The organism is Frigoribacterium sp. ACAM 257 (assembly GCF_007954365.1).
Taxonomy (GTDB): domain Bacteria; phylum Actinomycetota; class Actinomycetes; order Actinomycetales; family Microbacteriaceae; genus Frigoribacterium.
In genome coordinates, this window is record NZ_VOLO01000005.1 from 130,636 (window position 1) to 148,617 (window position 17,982).

19 protein-coding genes are annotated in these 17,982 nt (G+C 72.7%); 11 read left to right on the plus strand and 8 right to left on the minus strand.

Annotated features, from left to right (window positions below; all coding sequences use genetic code 11):
* Window positions 1–7: 7 nt before the first annotated feature.
* From ES689_RS13690 to ES689_RS13705, 4 genes are all read right to left on the minus strand, one after another.
* On the minus strand, window positions 8–1,534 hold the full coding sequence (locus tag ES689_RS13690) for a dihydrolipoamide acetyltransferase family protein (protein WP_146905753.1): 1,527 nt from the start codon (window positions 1,532–1,534) through the stop codon (window positions 8–10).
* A 13-nt stretch (window positions 1,535–1,547) separates the two neighbouring features.
* Complete coding sequence (locus tag ES689_RS13695; RefSeq protein WP_223269623.1) at window positions 1,548–2,513, minus strand: alpha-ketoacid dehydrogenase subunit beta; 966 nt, start codon at window positions 2,511–2,513, stop codon at window positions 1,548–1,550.
* 83 nt (window positions 2,514–2,596) lie between these two features.
* Window positions 2,597–3,763: a thiamine pyrophosphate-dependent dehydrogenase E1 component subunit alpha gene (locus ES689_RS13700; protein WP_146905759.1), complete on the minus strand. Its 1,167-nt coding sequence runs from the start codon at window positions 3,761–3,763 to the stop codon at window positions 2,597–2,599.
* Window positions 3,764–3,793: 30 nt separating this feature from the next.
* Window positions 3,794–4,864, minus strand: coding sequence for a histidinol-phosphate transaminase (locus ES689_RS13705; protein WP_146905762.1), 1,071 nt, complete (start codon window positions 4,862–4,864; stop codon window positions 3,794–3,796).
* Window positions 4,865–4,894: 30 nt separating this feature from the next.
* Between ES689_RS13705 and ES689_RS13710 the strand changes: the two genes are divergently transcribed.
* From ES689_RS13710 to purB, 3 genes are read left to right on the plus strand one after another with little or no spacing between them, the layout of a single operon-like run.
* Window positions 4,895–5,299, plus strand: coding sequence for a phage holin family protein (locus tag ES689_RS13710; RefSeq protein ID WP_146905765.1), 405 nt, complete (start codon window positions 4,895–4,897; stop codon window positions 5,297–5,299).
* Window positions 5,300–5,349: 50 nt separating this feature from the next.
* On the plus strand, window positions 5,350–5,799 hold the full coding sequence (locus tag ES689_RS13715; RefSeq protein WP_146905901.1) for a low molecular weight protein-tyrosine-phosphatase: 450 nt from the start codon (window positions 5,350–5,352) through the stop codon (window positions 5,797–5,799).
* Complete coding sequence (gene purB, locus ES689_RS13720) at window positions 5,796–7,178, plus strand: adenylosuccinate lyase (RefSeq protein WP_146905767.1); 1,383 nt, start codon at window positions 5,796–5,798, stop codon at window positions 7,176–7,178. The genes ES689_RS13715 and purB overlap by 4 nt, the downstream gene beginning before the upstream one ends.
* Window positions 7,179–7,221: 43 nt before the next feature.
* Here the strand turns inward: purB and ES689_RS13725 are convergent, their stop codons facing one another.
* Entirely contained in the window at window positions 7,222–7,467 is a 246-nt protein-coding gene (locus ES689_RS13725; protein ID WP_146905770.1) for a hypothetical protein, read from the minus strand.
* Complete coding sequence (locus ES689_RS13730) at window positions 7,464–8,213, minus strand: DUF308 domain-containing protein (RefSeq protein ID WP_223269617.1); 750 nt, start codon at window positions 8,211–8,213, stop codon at window positions 7,464–7,466. The genes ES689_RS13725 and ES689_RS13730 overlap by 4 nt, the downstream gene beginning before the upstream one ends.
* 301 nt (window positions 8,214–8,514) lie before the next feature.
* On the opposite strand from ES689_RS13730, the gene ES689_RS13735 reads away from it, so the two are divergent.
* A complete protein-coding gene (locus ES689_RS13735) occupies window positions 8,515–9,630 on the plus strand; it encodes an acyl-CoA desaturase (protein ID WP_146905776.1) in 1,116 nt (371 codons plus the stop codon).
* 74 nt (window positions 9,631–9,704) lie between these two features.
* Here ES689_RS13735 and idi read toward each other — a convergent pair whose 3' ends face one another.
* Window positions 9,705–10,283 (minus strand): isopentenyl-diphosphate Delta-isomerase, encoded by a 579-nt coding sequence (gene idi, locus ES689_RS13740; RefSeq protein WP_146905779.1) that lies wholly within the window; start codon window positions 10,281–10,283, stop codon window positions 9,705–9,707.
* A gap of 18 nt (window positions 10,284–10,301) precedes the next feature.
* Between idi and ES689_RS13745 the strand changes: the two genes are divergently transcribed.
* Genes ES689_RS13745 through ES689_RS13770 form a run of 6 tightly spaced genes read left to right on the plus strand, consistent with a single transcriptional unit; the run spans window position 10,302 to window position 15,765 of the window.
* Window positions 10,302–11,417: a polyprenyl synthetase family protein gene (locus tag ES689_RS13745; RefSeq protein ID WP_146905782.1), complete on the plus strand. Its 1,116-nt coding sequence runs from the start codon at window positions 10,302–10,304 to the stop codon at window positions 11,415–11,417.
* Entirely contained in the window at window positions 11,414–12,316 is a 903-nt protein-coding gene (locus ES689_RS13750; protein ID WP_146905785.1) for a phytoene/squalene synthase family protein, read from the plus strand. Before ES689_RS13745 ends, ES689_RS13750 begins: the two co-directional genes overlap by 4 nt.
* Window positions 12,313–13,995: a phytoene desaturase family protein gene (gene crtI, locus ES689_RS13755; RefSeq protein WP_223269618.1), complete on the plus strand. Its 1,683-nt coding sequence runs from the start codon at window positions 12,313–12,315 to the stop codon at window positions 13,993–13,995. Before ES689_RS13750 ends, crtI begins: the two co-directional genes overlap by 4 nt.
* Window positions 13,995–14,372 (plus strand): lycopene cyclase domain-containing protein, encoded by a 378-nt coding sequence (locus ES689_RS13760; RefSeq protein WP_146905788.1) that lies wholly within the window; start codon window positions 13,995–13,997, stop codon window positions 14,370–14,372. Before crtI ends, ES689_RS13760 begins: the two co-directional genes overlap by 1 nt.
* Window positions 14,369–14,779, plus strand: a complete 411-nt coding sequence (locus ES689_RS13765) for a lycopene cyclase domain-containing protein (RefSeq protein WP_146905791.1) — start codon at window positions 14,369–14,371, stop codon at window positions 14,777–14,779. The genes ES689_RS13760 and ES689_RS13765 overlap by 4 nt, the downstream gene beginning before the upstream one ends.
* A complete protein-coding gene (locus tag ES689_RS13770; protein WP_223269619.1) occupies window positions 14,776–15,765 on the plus strand; it encodes a prenyltransferase in 990 nt (329 codons plus the stop codon). The genes ES689_RS13765 and ES689_RS13770 overlap by 4 nt, the downstream gene beginning before the upstream one ends.
* Before the next feature lie 14 nt (window positions 15,766–15,779).
* Here the strand turns inward: ES689_RS13770 and ES689_RS13775 are convergent, their stop codons facing one another.
* Window positions 15,780–16,307 carry a MarR family winged helix-turn-helix transcriptional regulator gene (locus ES689_RS13775; RefSeq protein ID WP_146905794.1) on the minus strand — a complete coding sequence of 176 codons (528 nt, stop codon included), beginning with the start codon at window positions 16,305–16,307 and terminating at the stop codon, window positions 15,780–15,782.
* A gap of 61 nt (window positions 16,308–16,368) precedes the next feature.
* Between ES689_RS13775 and ES689_RS13780 the strand changes: the two genes are divergently transcribed.
* Window positions 16,369–17,871 carry a glycosyltransferase 87 family protein gene (locus ES689_RS13780; RefSeq protein WP_191330483.1) on the plus strand — a complete coding sequence of 501 codons (1,503 nt, stop codon included), beginning with the start codon at window positions 16,369–16,371 and terminating at the stop codon, window positions 17,869–17,871.
* The last annotated feature ends 111 nt before the right edge of the window (window positions 17,872–17,982 follow it).

Consider the following 17,982-nt stretch of genomic DNA (forward strand, 5'->3'; position numbering starts at 1 on the left):
CGCCCCCTCAATCGAGCAGGAGCGCCGGCTCCTCGAGCACGCTCGCCACGTCGGCCACGAACCGGCTCGCCACGTCGCCGTCGACGACGCGGTGGTCGAAGCTCGCACCGATCGTCGTCACCATGCGCGACCGCACCTCGCCGTCGACGACCCACGGCTTCGCCTTGATCGTGCCGAGGGCGACGATGGCGACCTCGCCCGGGTTGAGGATCGGCGTGCCCGTGTCCATGCCGAACACGCCGATGTTGGTGATCGTGATGGTGCCGTCGCGCATGTCGGCCGGGCTCGTCTTGCCGTCGCGGGCCGTCAGCGTGAGCTGCTCGAGTGACTGGGCGAGCTCGAGCAGGCTCATCGACTGCGCCTCCTTGACGTTCGGCACGATGAGGCCGCGGGGCGTCGCGGCGGCGATGCCGAGGTTCACGAAGTGGTGCACGAGGATCTCGCGATCGGTCCAGGCCGAGTTCACCATGGGGTTGCGGCGCACGGCCCAGATGATCGCCTTCGCCATGATCAGCAAGGGCGACACCTTGACGCCGGCGAACTGCGGAGAGGCCTTGAGGCGCTTGACGAACTCCATCGTGCGTGTCGCGTCGACGTCGACGAAGAGGCTGACGTGCGGCGCGGTGAACGCCGACGAGGTCATCGCGGCGGCGATGGCCTTGCGGACGCCCTTGACGGGGATGCGCTCGACGCGCTCCTCGCTCCACTCGGGGGTCTCGATGTTGCGGAACACGCTCGCCTGCTGCGCGTGGCGGATGACGTCGTCCCGCGTGACCTCGCCGGCGAGGCCGGTCGGCTGCACGGTCGCGAGGTCGACCTCCAGGTCCTTCGCGAGCTTGCGGATCGGGGGCTTGGCGATGATCGGCAGCGCGAGCGCGGCGGGCACCGAGGTCGTCGGCCGGCGGCGGGCCTGCTCGGCCACGCGCAGCTGGCGCGCGTCGACCTCGCCCTGCGACGGCTTGCGGCGACGGGTCTGCCCGTGGCCGCCTGCAGCGCCGTAGCCCACGAGCACGGCCCCCGAGCCGGAGTCGGCGTCCGCGGACGGGGCCGACGCCGCAGCGGATGGGCTCGACGCCGCAGCCGACGGCACGGTGCCCGTGCTGCCGGACGCGGCCACCTCGTCGGCCGAGGGCGCAGGAGGCGCGGGCGGGGCAGCAGGGGCGGGCGCGGACTGGCGAGCGCGCTGCTCGGAGAGCGCCGCCTCCTCCTGCGCGATGATCTGGGCGGTGCGGGCCAGCGCGCCCGACTCGCCGGACGCGGCCTCGGCGGCCCGGTCGGACGGCGTGGCCGGCCCGGTGCCGTCGGCGATGGTGATGATCGGCGTGCCGACGTCGACGGTCTCGCCGCTGGCGACGAGCACGCTCTCGACGACGCCCGCGTAGGGCGAGGGCAGCTCGACGAGCGACTTGGCGGTCTCGATCTCGACCAGCACCTGGTTGATCTGGACGGTGTCGCCGGGGGCGACCTTCCACTCGACGATCTCGGCCTCGGTCAGGCCCTCGCCGACGTCGGGCAGGGAGAACTCGTTGGTCACGGAGGTGTTCCTCTCAGTACGCGAGAGCGCGGTCGACGGCCTCGAGCACGCGGTCCGCGTCGGGCAGGTAGAGGGTCTCGAGCTTGGCGGGCGGGAACGGCGTGTCGAAGCCGCTCACGCGCAGCACCGGCGCCTCGAGCGAGTAGAACGCCTTCTCGGCGACGGTCGCGGCGATCTCGGAGCCGACGCTGACGAAGCCGGGCGCCTCCTGAGCGACGACGAGGCGGCCGGTCTTGCGGACCGACTCGAGGATCGGCGCGTAGTCGATCGGCGACAGGGACCGCAGGTCGACGACCTCGGCCGAGATGCCCTCGGCGGCGGCGATCTCGGCGGCCTGCAGCAGCACGCTGACCATGGCGCCGTGGCCGAGCAGGGTGACCTCGGTGCCGGTGCGGACGACGCGGCTGGCGTGCAGCGGCGCGTGCGGCTCGGCGAGGTCGACCTCGCCCTTGGGCCAGTAGCGGCTCTTGGGCTCGAAGAACATGACCGGGTCGTTCGACGCGATCGCCTCCTGGATCATCCAGTAGGCGTCGTGCGGCGTGCTCGGGCTGACGACCCGCAGGCCGGCGGTGTGCGCGAAGTACGCCTCGGGGCTCTCCTGGTGGTGCTCGACGGCGCCGATGTGCCCGCCGTAGGGCACCCGGATGACGACGGGCATCGTGACCGAGCCCTCGTGGCGGTTGGTCATCTTGGCGAGCTGGGACACGATCTGGTCGAAGCCGGGGTAGATGAAGCCGTCGAACTGGATCTCGACCACAGGGCGGAAGCCGCCCATCGCGAGGCCGATCGCGGTGCCGATGATGCCCGACTCGGCCAGCGGCGTGTCGATGACGCGGTTCTCGCCGAACTCGGCCTGCAGCCCCTCGGTGACGCGGAACACGCCGCCGAGCGTGCCGATGTCCTCGCCCATCAGCAGCACGCGCGGGTCGTCGGCCATCGCGCGGCGGAGGCCGGCGTTGATCGCCTTGCCGAGCGGCATGGTCTCGAGGGAGGCGCGGGTCGGCTCGCCCGCACCGGCGGCGGTCGCGTCGGTGGTCGTCGCGTCGGTCGTCGTCACGTCGCTCATGCGCGTCCTCCTGCTGGGTCGGAGCCCGAGGCGACGTCGCTGCCGCCGAGGCCCTGTTCGTAGTGGGTCAGCCACTCGTGCTGCTCGCGCACGACGGGGTGCGGCTCGCTGTAGACGTGCTCGAACATCAGCGACGGGTCGGGGGCGGGCAGCGACGTCGTGCGGGTGCGGACGTCGTGGCCGAGGTCGTCGCCCTCGGCCTCGAGCTGGGCGAAGAACTCGTCGCCCTCGCCGCGCGAGCGGAGGAACGCCTCGAAGCGGTCGATCGGGTCGCGGGCGATCCAGCCCTGCAGCTCGTCGTCGGTGCGGTACTTCGTCGGGTCGTCGGACGAGGTGTGAGCACCGATGCGGTAGGTCATCGCCTCGATGAACCGGGGGCCGGAGCCAGAGCGTGCCGCGTCGAGGTCGCGGCGGCTGACGGCGTAGCTCGCGAGCACGTCGTTGCCGTCGATCTGGGTGGCGGGCAGGCCGAACCCGGCCGCGCGGTCGACGAGCGGGGTGCGCGACTGGCGCGACACGGGCACGCTGATCGCCCACTGGTTGTTCTGCAGGAAGAACAGCTCGGGCGTCTGGAAGCTCGTCGCGAAGATCATCGCCTCGTTGACGTCGCCCTGGCTGGTCGCGCCGTCGCCGAAGAACGTGACGACGGCCTGGTCGACCTCGGGGTCGCCGGTGCCGCTCTTGCCGTCGAGGCCGAGGCCCATCGCGTAGCCGGTGGCGTGCAGCGTCTGCGAGCCGATCACCAGCGTGTAGACGTGGAAGTTCTGGTGCTCGGCGGGGACCCAGCCGCCGTGGGTGTGGCCGCGCAGCAGGCGGAGGATGTCGACCGGGTCGACACCGCGCGCGAGGGCGACGGCGTGCTCGCGGTACGACGGGAACAGGTGGTCCTGCGGACGGGTGGCGTGCGCCAGGCCGACCTGGGCGCCCTCCTGGCCGTGGCTCGGCACCCACAGGGCCAGCTGGCCCTGGCGGGCGAGCGCGGCGGCCTCGCGGTCGAAGCGCCGTGTCAGCACCATGTCGCGGTGCATCGCGCGCAGCTGGTCGTCGCTCAGCGCGTCGACCCAGGGCAGGAACTCGGCCGTGTCGTCGGTGCGGACCAGCTCGCCCGCGGGCGTCAGCAGCTGGACCGTGCCGGGGCGCCGGCTCGTTTCGCTCGGGGACATGCGCACAAACCTACTAGGGCACGCATGCCCTCACGCGGATGTGTTGCCCAGCACTTCCTGCGCTGCCCGCAGCACCCGCTCGACCGACTCCGGCTCGCCGATCGTGATGCGGAGGCCCTCGGGCGCGAACGCCCGGACGACCAGCCCGTGGGTCTCGAACACCTCGGCCGCGTGCGCCGTGTGCTCGCCGGTGGGCAGCCAGACGAAGTTGCCCTGCGCGAGCGGCGGCTCCCAGCCCTGGTCGACGAGGGCGCGCCAGACCTGGTCGCGCAGCACCGCGATCCGGTCCACCCGCGCGAGCAGCTCCTCCTCGTGTGCCAGCGACGCCAGGGCGGCGGCCTGGCCCTGTGCGGTCACGGCCAGCGGGATCGCCGTCGAGCGCGCGGCGTCGAGCACCGAGGAGGCGCCGATCGCGTACCCGACGCGGAGCGCCGCCAGGCCGTGCGCCTTCGAGAAGGTGCGCAGCACGACGAGGTTCGGGTGCCGCTCGGTGAGCGACGGCCCGTCGACGGCGTTCTCGTCGGTGACGAACTCGGCGTACGCCTCGTCCAGCACGACGAGCAGGTCGTCGGGCACGGTGCTCATGAACGTCTCGAACTCGGTCGTGGTGACGACCGTGCCCGTGGGGTTGTTGGGCGAGCAGACGATCACCAGGCGGGTGCGCTCGCCGACGGCCGCGGCCATCGCGACGAGGTCGTGGCTGCCGTCCTCGCGGAGCGGCACCTGCACGCTGGTCGCGCCGCTGACGGTGACCAGCCCGGGGTAGGCCTCGAACGAGCGCCAGGCGTAGACGACCTCGTCGCCCGGGGCCGCGGCGGCGAGCACGAGCTGCTGCAGCAGCGAGACGCTGCCGGCGCCCACGTGCACCTCGTCGGTGGTGACGCCGAACTTGTCGGCGAGGGCGGCGCGCAGGCCCGCGCCCGTCGCGTCGGGGTAGCGGTTGACGGCGACGGCGTCGCGGAGCGCGTCGACGACGGCGGGCAGCGGCTCGAACGGGTTCTCGTTCGACGACAGCTTGAACGCGTCGGGCGCGGCCTGCTTCCCCTGGCGGTAGGCGGGCAGGGCGGCGATCTCGGGACGGAGCCTGACGGGAGCGTTCACCCGGCCACCTTAGGACGGCATGATGGACCCATGCGATTCCTCGTGCGGCTGCTGATCAACGCCCTCGCCCTCTGGGCGACCACGTTCGTCGTCGGGGGAGTGCGGGTCGACGCGTACGGCGACGGCGGCACCACCGAGACGGTGCTCACCTACCTGCTCGTCGCCCTCATCTTCGGCATCGTCAACGGGATCGTCGGCACGGTGATCCGGGTCGTCGCGTTCCCCCTCTACGTGCTGACCCTCGGGCTGCTCGCGCTGATCGTGAACGGGCTGCTCCTCGGCATCGTGGCCTGGATCTCGGGGCAGATCGGCTTCGGCCTCGTCGTCGACGGGTTCTGGTGGGGCGTGGTCGGCGCGCTCGTCCTCGCGATCGTCGCCTGGCTGATCGGCATCGTCGTCCGTCCGATCGTCGAGTCCGGCGACCGCCGGCGGTGAGCCGCCTCAGCGTCGTCTTCGTCTGCACCGGCAACATCTGCCGGTCGCCGATGGCCGAGGTGGTCCTGCGCGAGGTCGCCCGTCGGGCCGGCCACGCCGACTCGCTCGACGTCTCGTCGTCGGGCACGGGCGACTGGCACGTCGGCGAGGGCGCCGACCCGCGCACCGTCGAGGCCCTGCGGGCCCGCGGCTACGATGGCTCCCGGCACCGCGCCTCCCAGTTCTCGACCGCCGACTTCGCTCGACACGACCTCGTGGTCGCGCTCGACCGGGGCCACGAACGGGTGCTCCGGTCGTGGGCCGAGAACGAGTCGGACCGCTCGAAGGTGCAGCTGCTCATGTCGTTCGACCCGCAGGGCGCGGCGCAGGGCGGCTCCGACGTGCCCGACCCCTACTACTCGGACCCGGCCATGTTCGACGACGTGCTCGCCATGGTCGAGCGAGCCTGCACCGCCCTCTTCCGCCAGATCGAACCCGCACTCCGCAAGGGACCCTCATGACGTTGCCCCCTCAGCCCCTCAGCCCGCTCGACGGCCGCTACCGCGCCTCCGTGGGGCAGCTCGGCGACCACCTCAGCGAGGCGGGCCTCAACCGGGCCCGCGTGCACGTCGAGGTCGAGTGGCTGATCGCGCAGACCGACCGCGGGGCGTTCGGCTCGCAGGCGCTCGCCGCCGACCAGAAGGAGGCGCTGCGAGCGGTCGTCACCGACTTCGGGCAGCCCGCGATCGACGAGCTCGCCGGGCTCGAGGCCACGACCCGTCACGACGTCAAGGCGGTCGAGTACTACGTGCGCGCCCGTCTGTCCGAGCTGGGCCTCGACCCGATCGCCGAGCTCACGCACTTCGCCTGCACGAGCGAGGACATCAACAACCTCTCGTACGCGGTGACCGTCAAGGCCGCCGTCGCCGAGGTCTGGCTGCCGGCGCTCGACGCCGTCCTCGACGCCCTGTCGACCTGGGCGACGGACGCCCGCGACGTGCCGATGCTCGCGCACACGCACGGCCAGCCTGCGACCCCCACGACCGTCGGCAAGGAGTTCGCGGTCTTCGTGCACCGCCTCCAGCGCCTCCGGGCCCAGGTGGCCGGCACCGAGTACCTCGGCAAGTTCAGCGGCGCCACCGGCACCTTCTCGGCTCACGTCGTCGCCGACCCGGCGGCCGACTGGCCCGAGATCTCGCGTGCCTTCGTCGAGGACGCGCTCGGTCTCAGTTGGAACCCCCTCACGACGCAGATCGAGTCGCACGACTGGCAGGCCGAGCTCTACTCGCGCATCGCCCACGTCAACCGCGTGCTGCACAACCTCGCGACCGACATCTGGTCGTACATCTCGATGGGCTACTTCACGCAGATCCCCCAGGCGGGCGCCACCGGCTCGTCGACGATGCCGCACAAGATCAACCCCATCAAGTTCGAGAACGCCGAGGCCAACCTCGAACTGTCGTGCGCCCTGCTCGACTCGCTCGCGGCGACCCTCGTCACCTCGCGTCAGCAGCGCGACCTCACCGACTCGTCGGCCCAGCGCAACATCGGCGTCGCCCTCGGCCACTCGGTGCTGGCGCTCGACAACCTGCGTCGCGGGCTCGGCGAGATCGCCGTCGGCACCGCTGCCCTCGAGGCCGACCTCGACGGCAACTGGGAGGTGCTCGGCGAGGCGATCCAGACGGTGATCCGCGCCGAGGTGGTCGCCGGTCGCTCGTCGATCGCCGACCCCTACGCGATGCTCAAGGAGCTCACCCGGGGCAAGCGCGTCTCGCAGGCCGACCTCGTCGCCTTCGTCGAGGGGCTCGACATCGGCGCCGACGCGAAGGCCCGCCTCGTCGCGCTCACGCCCGCGACCTACACGGGCCTCGCCTCGGACCTCGTCGCCCGCCTGAGCTAGTCCGCGGCGGCGGGCGGGCCACCCGGCGGGGCAGAAGCGCGGGTCAGTGGCCCTTGGGGCGGTCCGACTCGTCGATCTCGTGGCGCTCGTCCTCGTTGGGCTTCGCGGCGAGGGCCAGCATCGCGATGACGACGAGCGCGACGATGAAGGCGATGCAGAGGAAGATCAGCGCGAGCTCGAGCTCGCGGGTGGTCATCAGCACGACGACGCCGACGAACACGGCGAACACGGCGCTGAGGCCCAGGAACTCGGCAGGACGGACGCGCTCGCGCCAGCTGGGTGTGGTCATGCGTGCTGTCCCTCGTCGGAAGTCGGTTCGGTGCTGGTGCTGCTGCTGCTGGTGCTGCTGCTCCTGGAGGGCCCTTCAGCGCGGCCCGTGTCCGTCTGCCACCGCAGCGACAGCCCGGCGATCACCAGGAACACCCCGACGACCGCCGCCCACGCCCCGAGCACGCCCACGAGCACGGTGGACGAGGTGAGCTCGCCCTCGATCTGCTCGACCCCGCCGAGCGGCTGCGCGTAGTCGAGCGGCACCACGAGGAACACCGCGGCCAGCGCGAGCGTGAGCACCGCCACGCTGATCCAGTCGCGGGCGAGCGGCGAGCGGCCGCGGCGACGCAGGCCGGCGACGAGCTCGAGGGCCCCGGCGACGAGCGCCCAGCCCGACACGAGGGCGACGAAGAACGCGAGCCCGGCCGAGGAAGCGGCGAGGGCGACCACGCCGGCCACGACGGTCGTCACGCCCTGGACCACCTGCAGGGTCCGGCTGCTGCGGTCGTCGAGGCGCAGCAGCACGCCGACGGTGAGCAGGAGCCCGCCGACGACGGCGGCGACGCCGAACGAGACGAGGCCGACGAATGGCGAGTGGTCACGCGAGAAGGTCACGACGGCGGCCGTCACGAGGAGCGGCACGGCGCGCACCAGGGGCACGGGCCAGTACGAGGAGGACCCCGTCGAGGGGGAAGCCGAGGAGGTGCGGCCCCGGTCGGCCGTGTCGCCGCCGGACGGCGCGGGGGGCACGGAGGCAGACGGCACGGTACTTCTTCCTGGGCGAGGCGGACCCGGGGAGTTTACCGCCCCCTCCTGGCAGCTCCCGCTCGGGACCTCGAGGGTCGCTCGCCGTCGAGGGAGAGCGCGACGGAGCGACCGCCCGGTCCACCTGTGCATCCGCCCGGTCCACCTGTCCATCCGCCCGGTCCACCTGTGCATCCGCCCGGCATCGCTGTGCATCGCCGACTGCGCTGGCGCTGCCCCCGCGCGTGCCCGTAGCGTCAGAGCATCTGGGGCGCACCGCTCACCTCCACGGCTGGGAAGTCGACACACCCGCGGGAGCTCCATGTCCGTCATCGCACCCCCCGTCGGCGCCTCAGGCCCGATCTCGTCCGGCTTCCGGCCGACCGTCGCCGGTCGCGCCAGCAAGCCGACCAGCACCTACTCGGCCCTGCTCGCCAGCGTGCGCGAGGCAGGCCTGCTCCGTCGCCGCACGGGCTTCTACGTCACGGTCTTCGTGATCCTCGTGGCCTGCCTCGGCGGCGCCGCGACCGGCTTCGTCCTGCTCGGCTCCAGCTGGTTCCAGCTGCTCATCGCCGCAGCCCTCGGCGTCATCCTCACGCAGTTCGCGTTCCTCACCCACGAGGCCGCGCACCGACAGGTGTTCGACTCCGGCACGCGCAACGACAAGGTCGGCCGCGTCCTCGCCGCCGGCGTCGTCGGCATGAGCTACGCGTGGTGGATGTCCAAGCACACCCGGCACCACGCCAACCCGAACACCAAGGGCAAGGACCCTGACATCGCGTTCGACACGGTGTCGTTCCTCGAGGAGGACGCGGCGAAGCAGACCGGCCTCATGAAGCACCTGACGCGTCGTCAGGGGTACTTCTTCTTCCCGCTGCTGCTCGGCGAGGGCGTCAACCTCCACGTGCACTCGTTCAAGGTGCTGCTCACCAAGGAGAAGATCGAGGGCCGGGCGCTCGAGATCTCGCTGATCGCGACGCGCATGGTGCTCTACTTCGGAGTCGTGTTCTTCTTCCTGCCCGTCGGGATGGCCTTCGCCTTCATCGGCGTGCAGATGGCCGTCTTCGGCCTCTACATGGGCTCGTCGTTCGCGCCGAACCACAAGGGCATGCCGATCATCCCCGAGGGCGCCAAGGTCGACTTCCTCAGCAAGCAGGTGCTCACCTCGCGCAACATCACGGGTCGCTTCTCGACCGCGTTCATGGGCGGCCTGAACTACCAGATCGAGCACCACCTCTTCCCGAGCATGGCGAGGCCGCACCTGCGTGCCGCGTCCGCGCTCGTCAAGGCGCACTGCGCCGCGCACGAGATCCCCTACCAGGAGACGACGGCCGTCAAGTCGTACGGCATCGTCATCCGCTACCTGAACCGCGTCGGCCTCGCCGCGGGCGGCGACCCCTTCGACTGCCCGGCAGCGGCGCAGCTCCGCCCCCGCTGACCAGCGTCAGGTCCTGAGCACGACGGCGCCTGTCCCCTCGGGGGCAGGCGCCGTCGTGCTGTCCGGCTCGGCGGTCAGCCCTGCGGTGTCGGCCAGGCCTCGAGCTGCCAGCCGAGCCACGGGCTGAAGGCGAACGGCGTCGCCGCGACCGCGTCGCGCAGCGCCGCCGGGTCGGTCCAGGCCCACTCGGCCACCTCGTCGGGCGACGGGTCGGGCACGCCGACCGCGCGGGCGGTGAAGACCGGGCAGATCTCGTTCTCGACCACGCCGGAGGCGTCGGTCGCCAGGTACCGGAAGTCCGGCAGCACGCTGGTCACGTCCGTGACCTCGATGCCGAGCTCCTGCGAGGCGCGCCTGGCCACCGCCTCCTCGGGGGTCTCGCCCGGCGCGGGGTGTCCGCAGAAGGAGTTCGTCCAGACGCCGGGCCAGGTCTTCTTCGACAGGGCGCGACGGGTGACGAGCACACGGCCGCGGTCGTCGAGCACGTGGCAGCTGAAGGCGAGGTGCAGCGGCGTCGTCGCCGTGTGCACCGTGGCCTTCAGGTGCGTGCCGCAGGGCTCGCCCGCCTCGTCGAGCAGTACCACGAGCTCGTCGCCGCCGCTCGCGACGGGGCTGCGGAGCGCCTGGGGATGCACGGAGGTCTCGGGTGTCATGAGAGGTAGTCTGCCCTGGTGAGCGGTGAACACCAGCGTGCGGGGACGCACGACCGGCAGGGCCGCGTCGACGGCGACCTCGTCGATCGTGAGGCGCGGGACCAGTCCCGGGTCGACGCCGTCCTCGACGACTTCTTCCGGCTGGCCAAGCGCCGGGCCGAGTCGGTCGGCTACCGCTACGTCGACCTCTGGAAGGTCCTCGAGCGCAACACCAGCGGCGGCAAGAGGTTCCGCCCTCGCATGGTCTTCACGACGTACACGGCCCTCGGCGGCCGCGACGACGAGGCAGCGGCCCGCGTCGGCGCCGCCTTCGAGCTGCTGCACACCGCGTTGATCGTCCACGACGACGTGATCGACCGCGACTTCTCGCGCCGCGGCATCCCCAACGTCTCCGGCAGCTACCGCGACGAGGCGACCACGGCGGGCATCCCCACGCCCACGGCCGAGCACCGCGGCATGTCGGCCGCGGTCATCGCCGGCGACCTCGCGCTGACGGGTGCGAGCCGCCTCCTGCTGCAGGTGCCCTGCGACGGGCCGGTCCAGGCGCGCCTCCTCGACCTGCTCGACGAGGCCGTGTTCGTCAGCGCCGGCGGCGAGATGATCGACGTCGAGCTCTCGCTCTCGGACGACCTGCCGACCGTCGACGAGATCCTCGACATGGAGCGCGCGAAGACCGCGGTGTACTCGTTCGAGGCGCCGCTGCAGGCCGGCGCCGTGCTGGCCGAGGCTCCGGAGGTGGTGGTCAGGGCCCTGGGCGAGTTCGGCCGTGAGGTCGGGGTCGCGTACCAGGTCGTCGACGACCTGCTCGGCGTCTTCGGCACGCAGTCCGACACCGGCAAGACCGTGCTCGGCGACCTCCGCGAGGGCAAGCGCACCGTGCTCGTGGCGCACGCGGCCACGACCGACGACTGGTTCGGCATCCGGCCCTTCATCGGCAAGGCCGACCTGTCCGAGGCCGAGGCCGAGGTCGTCCGCGGCCGCCTCGAGGCCTGCGGCGCGCGGCGCTTCGCCGAGCAGCTCGTCGAGGACCACGCGCGTCGAGCGCTCGCCGTGCTCGACGGCCCCGACGTCGGCGAGGCCCTGCGCGACGCCCTGGCGCCGCTGGTGCAGGTCGTGCTGGAGCGCGTGCGGTGACCGGCCTCTCGCTCTACGACGCGACCGCCGACGGCACCGCGTCCGGCGTCATCCGCCGGTACTCGACCTCGTTCGGGCTCGCCTCGCGGCTGCTCGGCCCGGCCGTGCGCCAGCACGTCGAGAACGTCTACGCGCTCGTGCGGGTCGCCGACGAGGTCGTCGACGGGCCGGCCACGGAGGCGGGCCTGACGGCCGACGAGTCGCGTCGCTGCCTCGACGAGCTCGAGGCCGAGACCGAGCGCGCGATGGCGCAGGGCTTCAGCGCCAACCTCGTCGTGCACGCCTTCGCCCGGACGGCCCGCGCCACCGGCTTCGGCCCCGAGCTGACCCGGCCGTTCTTCGAGTCGATGCGTGCCGACCTCAGCGCGAGCGAGCACGACCAGGAGTCGTTCGACCGCTACGTGCACGGGTCGGCCGAGGTCGTCGGGCTGATGTGCCTGCGTGCCTTCCTCACCGGCCACAGCTACCCGGAGTCGACGCGGGCGCTGCTCGACGAGGGCGCCACGCGGCTCGGGGCGGCCTTCCAGAAGGTGAACTTCCTCCGCGACCTCGCGGCCGACTTCGAGCACCTCGGCCGCAGCTACTTCCCCGGGGTCGACGTGACGACCTTCGACGAGGCCACGAAGCTGCGCCTCGTCGCCGACATCGACGACGACCTGCGCGTCTCGGGCGAGGTGATCCCCGTGCTGCCCGCCTCGTCGCGCCGCGCGGTGGCGCTCGCCCACGGCCTGTTCGCCGAGCTGAACCGGCGTCTCGAGGCGACCCCCGCCTCCTCGCTCATCAGGGCGCGCGTCCGCGTGCCCGACCCCGTCAAGGTGCGGATCGCGCTGCAGGCCACGGCCGGCCGCGTCGCCTCCGTCCCCGACCACCGACCCCCACCTCCTGGAGCCTCCCTGTGACGACCCCCTGGCTGAAGCGCGCCGTCGGCGACACGAGCGTCGAGCGGCACGGCCGCCGGGTCGTCGTGATCGGCGGCGGCATCTCCGGGCTCGCCAGCGCGGCGCTGCTCGCCCGCGAGGGCCACGACGTCACCGTGCTGGAGAAGAACGACCAGGTCGGCGGTCGCGCCGGCAGCTGGGAGCAGGACGGCTTCCGCTTCGACCTCGGCCCGAGCTGGTACCTGATGCCCGAGGTGTTCGACCACTTCTTCAGGCTGATGGGCACGTCCGCCGACGAGCAGCTCGACCTCGTGCCGCTCGACCCCGGCTACCGCGTGCTGTTCGAGCCCGGCGCCGACGGCACCCGCGAGGAGCCGATCGTCGTGCCGCGCGGCCTCGAGGAGAACATCGCGCTGTTCGACGGCATCGAGCCCGGCAGCGGCGACCGCATGCGCGGCTACCTGCGGTCGGCGCGCGACACCTACGAGCTCGCCAAGCAGCGGTTCCTCTACACGAGCTTCGAGACCGTCGGCCCGTTGCTGCGCGGCGACGTCGTCGTGCGGCTGCCGAAGCTCGGCCGCTTGCTGCTGCAGGACCTGGACGCTTTCGCGTCGCGGGCCGTCAAGGAGCCGCGCCTGCGCCAGATCCTCGGCTACCCGGCCGTCTTCCTCGGCTCGTCGCCGTTCGCGACGCCGAGCATGTACCACCTGATGAGCACGCTCGACCTGGACGACGGCGTGCTCTACCCGCAGGGCGGCCTGACGACGGTGATCCGGCGGATCGCGGCGGTGGCCGAGGAGGCGGGCGTGCGGATCGTCACCGAGGCGCCCGTCACGCGCGTCCTCACGTCGCCGGGGCCCGCGCGGTCCGCCGTCGTGCGCGGCGTCGAGCACGGCGACGCAGACGGCGGGCATCACGTGCTCGAGGCCGACGTGGTCGTCGGCGCCGCCGACCTCGAGCACCTCGAGACGCAGCTGCTGCCCGAGGGGCTGCGCACCTACGACTCCGACTACTGGGCCACCCGCGACCCGGGGCCGAGCGCCCTCCTGCTCTACCTGGGCGTCGAGGGCGAGGTGCCCGAGCTCGAGCACCACACGCTGTTCTTCGCCCGCGACTGGCACGAGAACTTCGACCGGATCTTCGGCGACGACAAGCGCATCCCCGACCCGCCCTCGCTCTACGTCTGCAAGCCGAGCACGGTCGACCCGTCGACGGCCCCCGCCGGGCACACGAACCTCTTCGTGCTCGTGCCGCTGCCCGCCGACCCGGCCCTCGGCCGCGGCGACGTCGGCGGCGACGGCGACCCGCTGATCGAGCGGCTGGCCGACCAGGTCATCGAGCAGATCGCCGACTGGGCCGAGATCCCCGACCTCGCGTCGCGCGTCGTGCTGCGCCGCACCCGCGGGCCCCGCGACTTCGTCGACGACGTCAACGCGTGGAGCGGCAGCATGCTCGGCCCGGCCCACACGCTCTCGCAGAGCGCGATGTTCCGCGCCGGCAACACCTCCGAGCACGTGCAGGGCCTGTTCTACGCCGGCGGCTCGGTGCGCCCGGGCATCGGCCTGCCGATGTGCCTGATCAGCGCCGAGATCCTGCTCAAGAACATGCGCGGCGACACGAGCACGGGGCCGGTGGCCGAGCCGGCCGTCGGCGCGGGCTCGGGATCCGGGGCCGTGCCCGGCGCGAGCGGCGACGCCTGATGGGCTTCGCGTACCTCGTCGCCCTGCTGATCTCGATCTTCGGCATGGCGATGCTCGACCGGCGCTTCGGCCTGTTCTTCTGGCGCGACGGCTGGCGCGCGTTCGTCACGCTGCTCGTCGGCGTCGTGTTCTTCCTCATCTGGGACATCGTCGGCATCGACGCGGGCGTCTTCTTCCGTGGTGAGACCTCGTTCATGACGGGCGTCCAGCTGGCGCCCGAGCTGCCCCTCGAGGAGGTCTTCTTCCTCGTGCTGTTCTGCTGGCTCACGATGAACCTGCTCGCCGGCTCGCGCCTCGCGCTCGACGCCCGCGTCGAGCGCCGAGCCGCCTCCGCCGGCATCTCGACCGGCGGCCCGACGGACGGCGGCCGCGCGTGACCTACTGGGCGATCAACGCGGTGTTCCTCGCGCTCGTGGCCGTGACGGCGGGGGCCGCCCTGCTGCTGCGCTGGACGCGCACCCGGTCGACCCGCGCCTCCTCGGCCCGCGCCTCCTCGACCCGCGGCTCGCTCGCGCCCGTCGTGCGAGCGGCCGGTCTCTCGACCGCGGTGCTGCTGGTCATGACCGCCGTCTTCGACAACGTCATGATCGGCGTCGGTCTCGTCGGCTACGACGAGTCGCGCATCAGCGGAGCCTTCGTCGGCATCGCCCCGCTCGAGGACTTCGCCTACGCGGTCGCGGCGCTCGTGCTGCTGCCGAGCGTCTGGACCCTGCTCGGGTCGCGCCGCGAGACGGAGGCCGTGAAGGCCGCGAGGGCGTCCCGTCGCGCCGAGGAGGCGCGGTGACCGCGACCCTGAGGGCCCTGTTCTGGTCGTCCAGGCCCCTCAGCTGGATCAACACGGCGTTCCCGTTCGCGGCGGCGTACATCCTCACCGCGGCCAGCGCGCCGCGACCCGACGCCGGCGGCGCGTACGTCTCCCAGTCGGTCGCCGATGCCGTGGCCGACGGCTCGGCCGCGGTGGTCGTCTTCTCCGGGCCGACGCCCGCCTTCGACTTCGCCCAGGTGAACTGGCTCGTCGCGGTCGTCGGCATCCTGTTCTTCCTCGTGCCGTACAACCTCGCGATGTACGGCATCAACGACGTCTTCGACTACGAGAGCGACCTGCGGAACCCGCGCAAGGGCGGCGTCGAGGGCGCGCTGCTCGACCGGAGCATGCACCGCACGACGCTCTGGGCAGCGGTGCTCACGTGCGTGCCGTTCGTGCTGTTCCTGGTCGCGGTGGGCAGCCCGCTCAGCTGGCTGGTGCTCGCCGTCAGCCTGTTCGCGGTCGTCGCCTACTCGGCCAAGGGCCTGCGCTTCAAGGAGCGCCCGTTCGTCGACTCCGTCACGTCGAGCACGCACTTCGTCAGCCCCGCCGTCTACGGCCTCGTGCTCGCGGGGGCCACCTTCACGCCGGCTCTCTGGGCGCTGCTGGGGGCGTTCTTCCTCTGGGGAGCGGCGAGCCACGCCTTCGGCGCCGTGCAGGACGTCATCGCCGACCGGGAGGGCGGCATCGCCTCGATCGCGACCGTGATCGGCGCCCGCACCACCGTCCGGCTCGCCGTCGTCGCCTACCTGCTCGCGGGCATCCTGCTCACGTTCACCGACGCACCAGGGCCGTTCGCGGCGATCATCCCGGTCGCCTACGCCCTGAACTGCGCCCCGTGGTGGAACATCACCGACGCCGAGGCCGAGGGCGCGAACAAGGGCTGGAAGAGGTTCCTCTGGCTCAACTTCGTCTCGGGCTTCGTCACGACGATGCTGCTCATCGGGTGGGTGGCGCTGGGGTAGCTGCGACCGCCGGGTCAGCCGCCCAGGTTGCCGACGGCCCTCCGCAGCACGCGCAGCGCCGTCTCGCGGTCGTCAGGGCTGACGCCCGCGAAGGCGTCCGCGCCGATGCCGAGCACCACGTCGCGCAGCTTCGCGTGCGCCACCGCGCCCCGCTCGGTGAGCGAGTGCCGGCTCGCGCCGAGGCCGTCGGTCTCGACCGCGACCCAGCCGCTCTCGACGAGCTCGCCGAGGTCGTCGACCAGCGACTGGTCGTCGTCGGCCGGCCCGTCCGCGGACGCGGTCGAGCCGGTCGCCGCCGCGAGGGACTCGTCGGCGCCGGGCTGGACGCCCCGCTCGAGGGCCTCCAGCACCTGCCACTGGCGGCGCGTGACGCCGTGCTCGTCGAGGGCCTCGGCGAACCGCTGGTCGAGCAGCCGCTCGACCCGGGTCAGCCACCAGCCGACCGGCCTGTCGTCGTCGCTCTCGTCGCCGCGCGTCGCCTGGTCGTCCTCTGGCCCTGGCGCAGCCGTGCGCGGGTCGTCGTCGGAGCTCCATCGGTCCATGCGCGGCATCGTACGCCCCGTGTTCACCTCGTCGAAAGGTGCACGCCCTAGCGTCCGCAGGGTGAGCTCGCGCACGCCCTCGACCGCCGCCTCCTCGTCACTGCGTGCCCGTGTCGGGCACCTGCGCCGGGTCTGGGGCGTGTTCCGCCAGCAGCCCCGCGCGATCTGGTGGACCTTCGCGGCCCTGCACGCCGCCGTCTTCGTCGCCCTGACGCCGCTGATGCTCCGAGGAGGCGCGGAGGGCGACCTGCCCCTGTACCGCACCTGGGCCACCGGCGCCCTGAGCGAGGGCCGCTGGCCCGTCATGGACTTCGCCTGGGTCTACCCGGCCGGCGCGCTGCTGCCCGTCGTGCTGCCGAACCTGCTGGGCGAGTCGCTCTACCAGCTCGTCTGGCTCGTGCTCGTGACGGCTGCGAACGCGGCGTCGCTCTGGCTGCTCACCGACCGCGGGCGCCGCACGGTCGACGCCCCGGCGGCGTGGTGGTGGCTGCTGGTCTTGTTCCTCCTGAGCCCGGTCGCGTTCCTCCGCCTCGAGGCGTTCAGCGCGCCCGCCGTGGTCGCGGCCCTCCTCCTGCTCGGCACCCGGCCCCGCGTGGCGGGCGCGCTGCTCGCCGCGGCCACCTGGGTCAAGGTCTGGCCCGCGGCCGTCGTCGCGGCCGTCGTGGTCGCGAGCCGAGGACGCGCGACGGTCGTGCGGGCGTGCCTGTGGGTGACGCTCGTCGTCGTCGCGGTGGTCGCCGTCGGCGGGGGCCTGTCGTCGGTGGACGGCTTCGTCACGATGCAGTCGGACCGGGCGCTGCAGCTCGAGGCGCCGCTCGCCACCCCGTGGCTGTGGATGGCGATGCTGGGGGTCCCCGGCGCCTCCGTGTACGAGAACGTCGGGCTCGCGACCCGCGAGGTGATGGGGCCGGGCGACACCTGGGCGGTGCACGGCAGCACGCAGGCCATGGGCGTCGTGATGCTCGCGCTCGTCGGGCTGCTGGCGGTCGCGGCGGCCGGGCGGGCACGGGCCGGGCGGGCGCAGGCCAGGCGGGCGCAGGCCGGCCGTGCGGGTCGGGTCGGCAGCGACGCCCCTGCCGTCACCGGGCACGAGCCCCGTCTCGTCCTGCTGGGGGCGCTGACGCTGACGATCACCCTGATCGTCTTCAACAAGGTCGGGTCGCCCCAGTACGTCCTGTGGATCGCGCCGGTGGTCGCGGCGGGCCTGTGGGCGGACGCAGCCGCCTTCCGTGCCCCGGCGAGGATCGTCGCGTGGGCGGCCGGGCTGACGACGCTGGTGTTCCCCGTGCTCTACCTGCCGCTGATCGACCTGGACCCCGTGGCCGTCGCGGTGCTCGGCGCGCGCAACGTGCTGCTCGTCGTGCTCTTCGGCTGGTGCGTGCTGCGCCTCGTCGAGGAGGCGCTCGCCGCGTGGGGCCGCGAGCTCCCGCCCCGCTGGTGGTCGCGCCGGGTGCGGGCGGTTCCCGTTCCTGCTCCGGTGGCCGTCCTGGCCGATGCGACCCCCGCCTCCTCGGCGTCGTCGCTGCCGGCCGTCCACAGTCGGGGCGCTCGTCGCTCCTCCTGAACGACGTGGCTGTACCCCGGGCCGCAGGGCGGTCCTGCGAATCTGGGCTGTAGCCGGGGGTCTGTGCCAGCGTTGGTGTCCTGGGCCGCTGAGGCCCGGTCGACCTCGAAC

Excerpts from the sequence above, each read along its gene's own strand:
- idi (WP_146905779.1), bottom strand. The coding sequence starts at position 10,283 with ATGACACCCGAGACCTCCGTGCATCCCCAGGCGCTCCGCAGCCCCGTC.
- ES689_RS13695 (WP_223269623.1), bottom strand. The coding sequence starts at position 2,513 with ATGCCGCTCGGCAAGGCGATCAACGCCGGCCTCCGCCGCGCGATGGCC.
- ES689_RS13735 (WP_146905776.1), top strand. The coding sequence starts at position 8,515 with ATGTCCGTCATCGCACCCCCCGTCGGCGCCTCAGGCCCGATCTCGTCC.
- ES689_RS13775 (WP_146905794.1), bottom strand. The coding sequence starts at position 16,307 with ATGGACCGATGGAGCTCCGACGACGACCCGCGCACGGCTGCGCCAGGG.
- ES689_RS13700 (WP_146905759.1), bottom strand. The coding sequence starts at position 3,763 with ATGTCCCCGAGCGAAACGAGCCGGCGCCCCGGCACGGTCCAGCTGCTG.
- ES689_RS13725 (WP_146905770.1), bottom strand. The coding sequence starts at position 7,467 with ATGACCACACCCAGCTGGCGCGAGCGCGTCCGTCCTGCCGAGTTCCTG.
- ES689_RS13715 (WP_146905901.1), top strand. The coding sequence starts at position 5,350 with ATGGCCGAGGTGGTCCTGCGCGAGGTCGCCCGTCGGGCCGGCCACGCC.
- ES689_RS13710 (WP_146905765.1), top strand. The coding sequence starts at position 4,895 with ATGCGATTCCTCGTGCGGCTGCTGATCAACGCCCTCGCCCTCTGGGCG.
- purB (WP_146905767.1), top strand. The coding sequence starts at position 5,796 with ATGACGTTGCCCCCTCAGCCCCTCAGCCCGCTCGACGGCCGCTACCGC.
- ES689_RS13760 (WP_146905788.1), top strand. The coding sequence starts at position 13,995 with ATGGGCTTCGCGTACCTCGTCGCCCTGCTGATCTCGATCTTCGGCATG.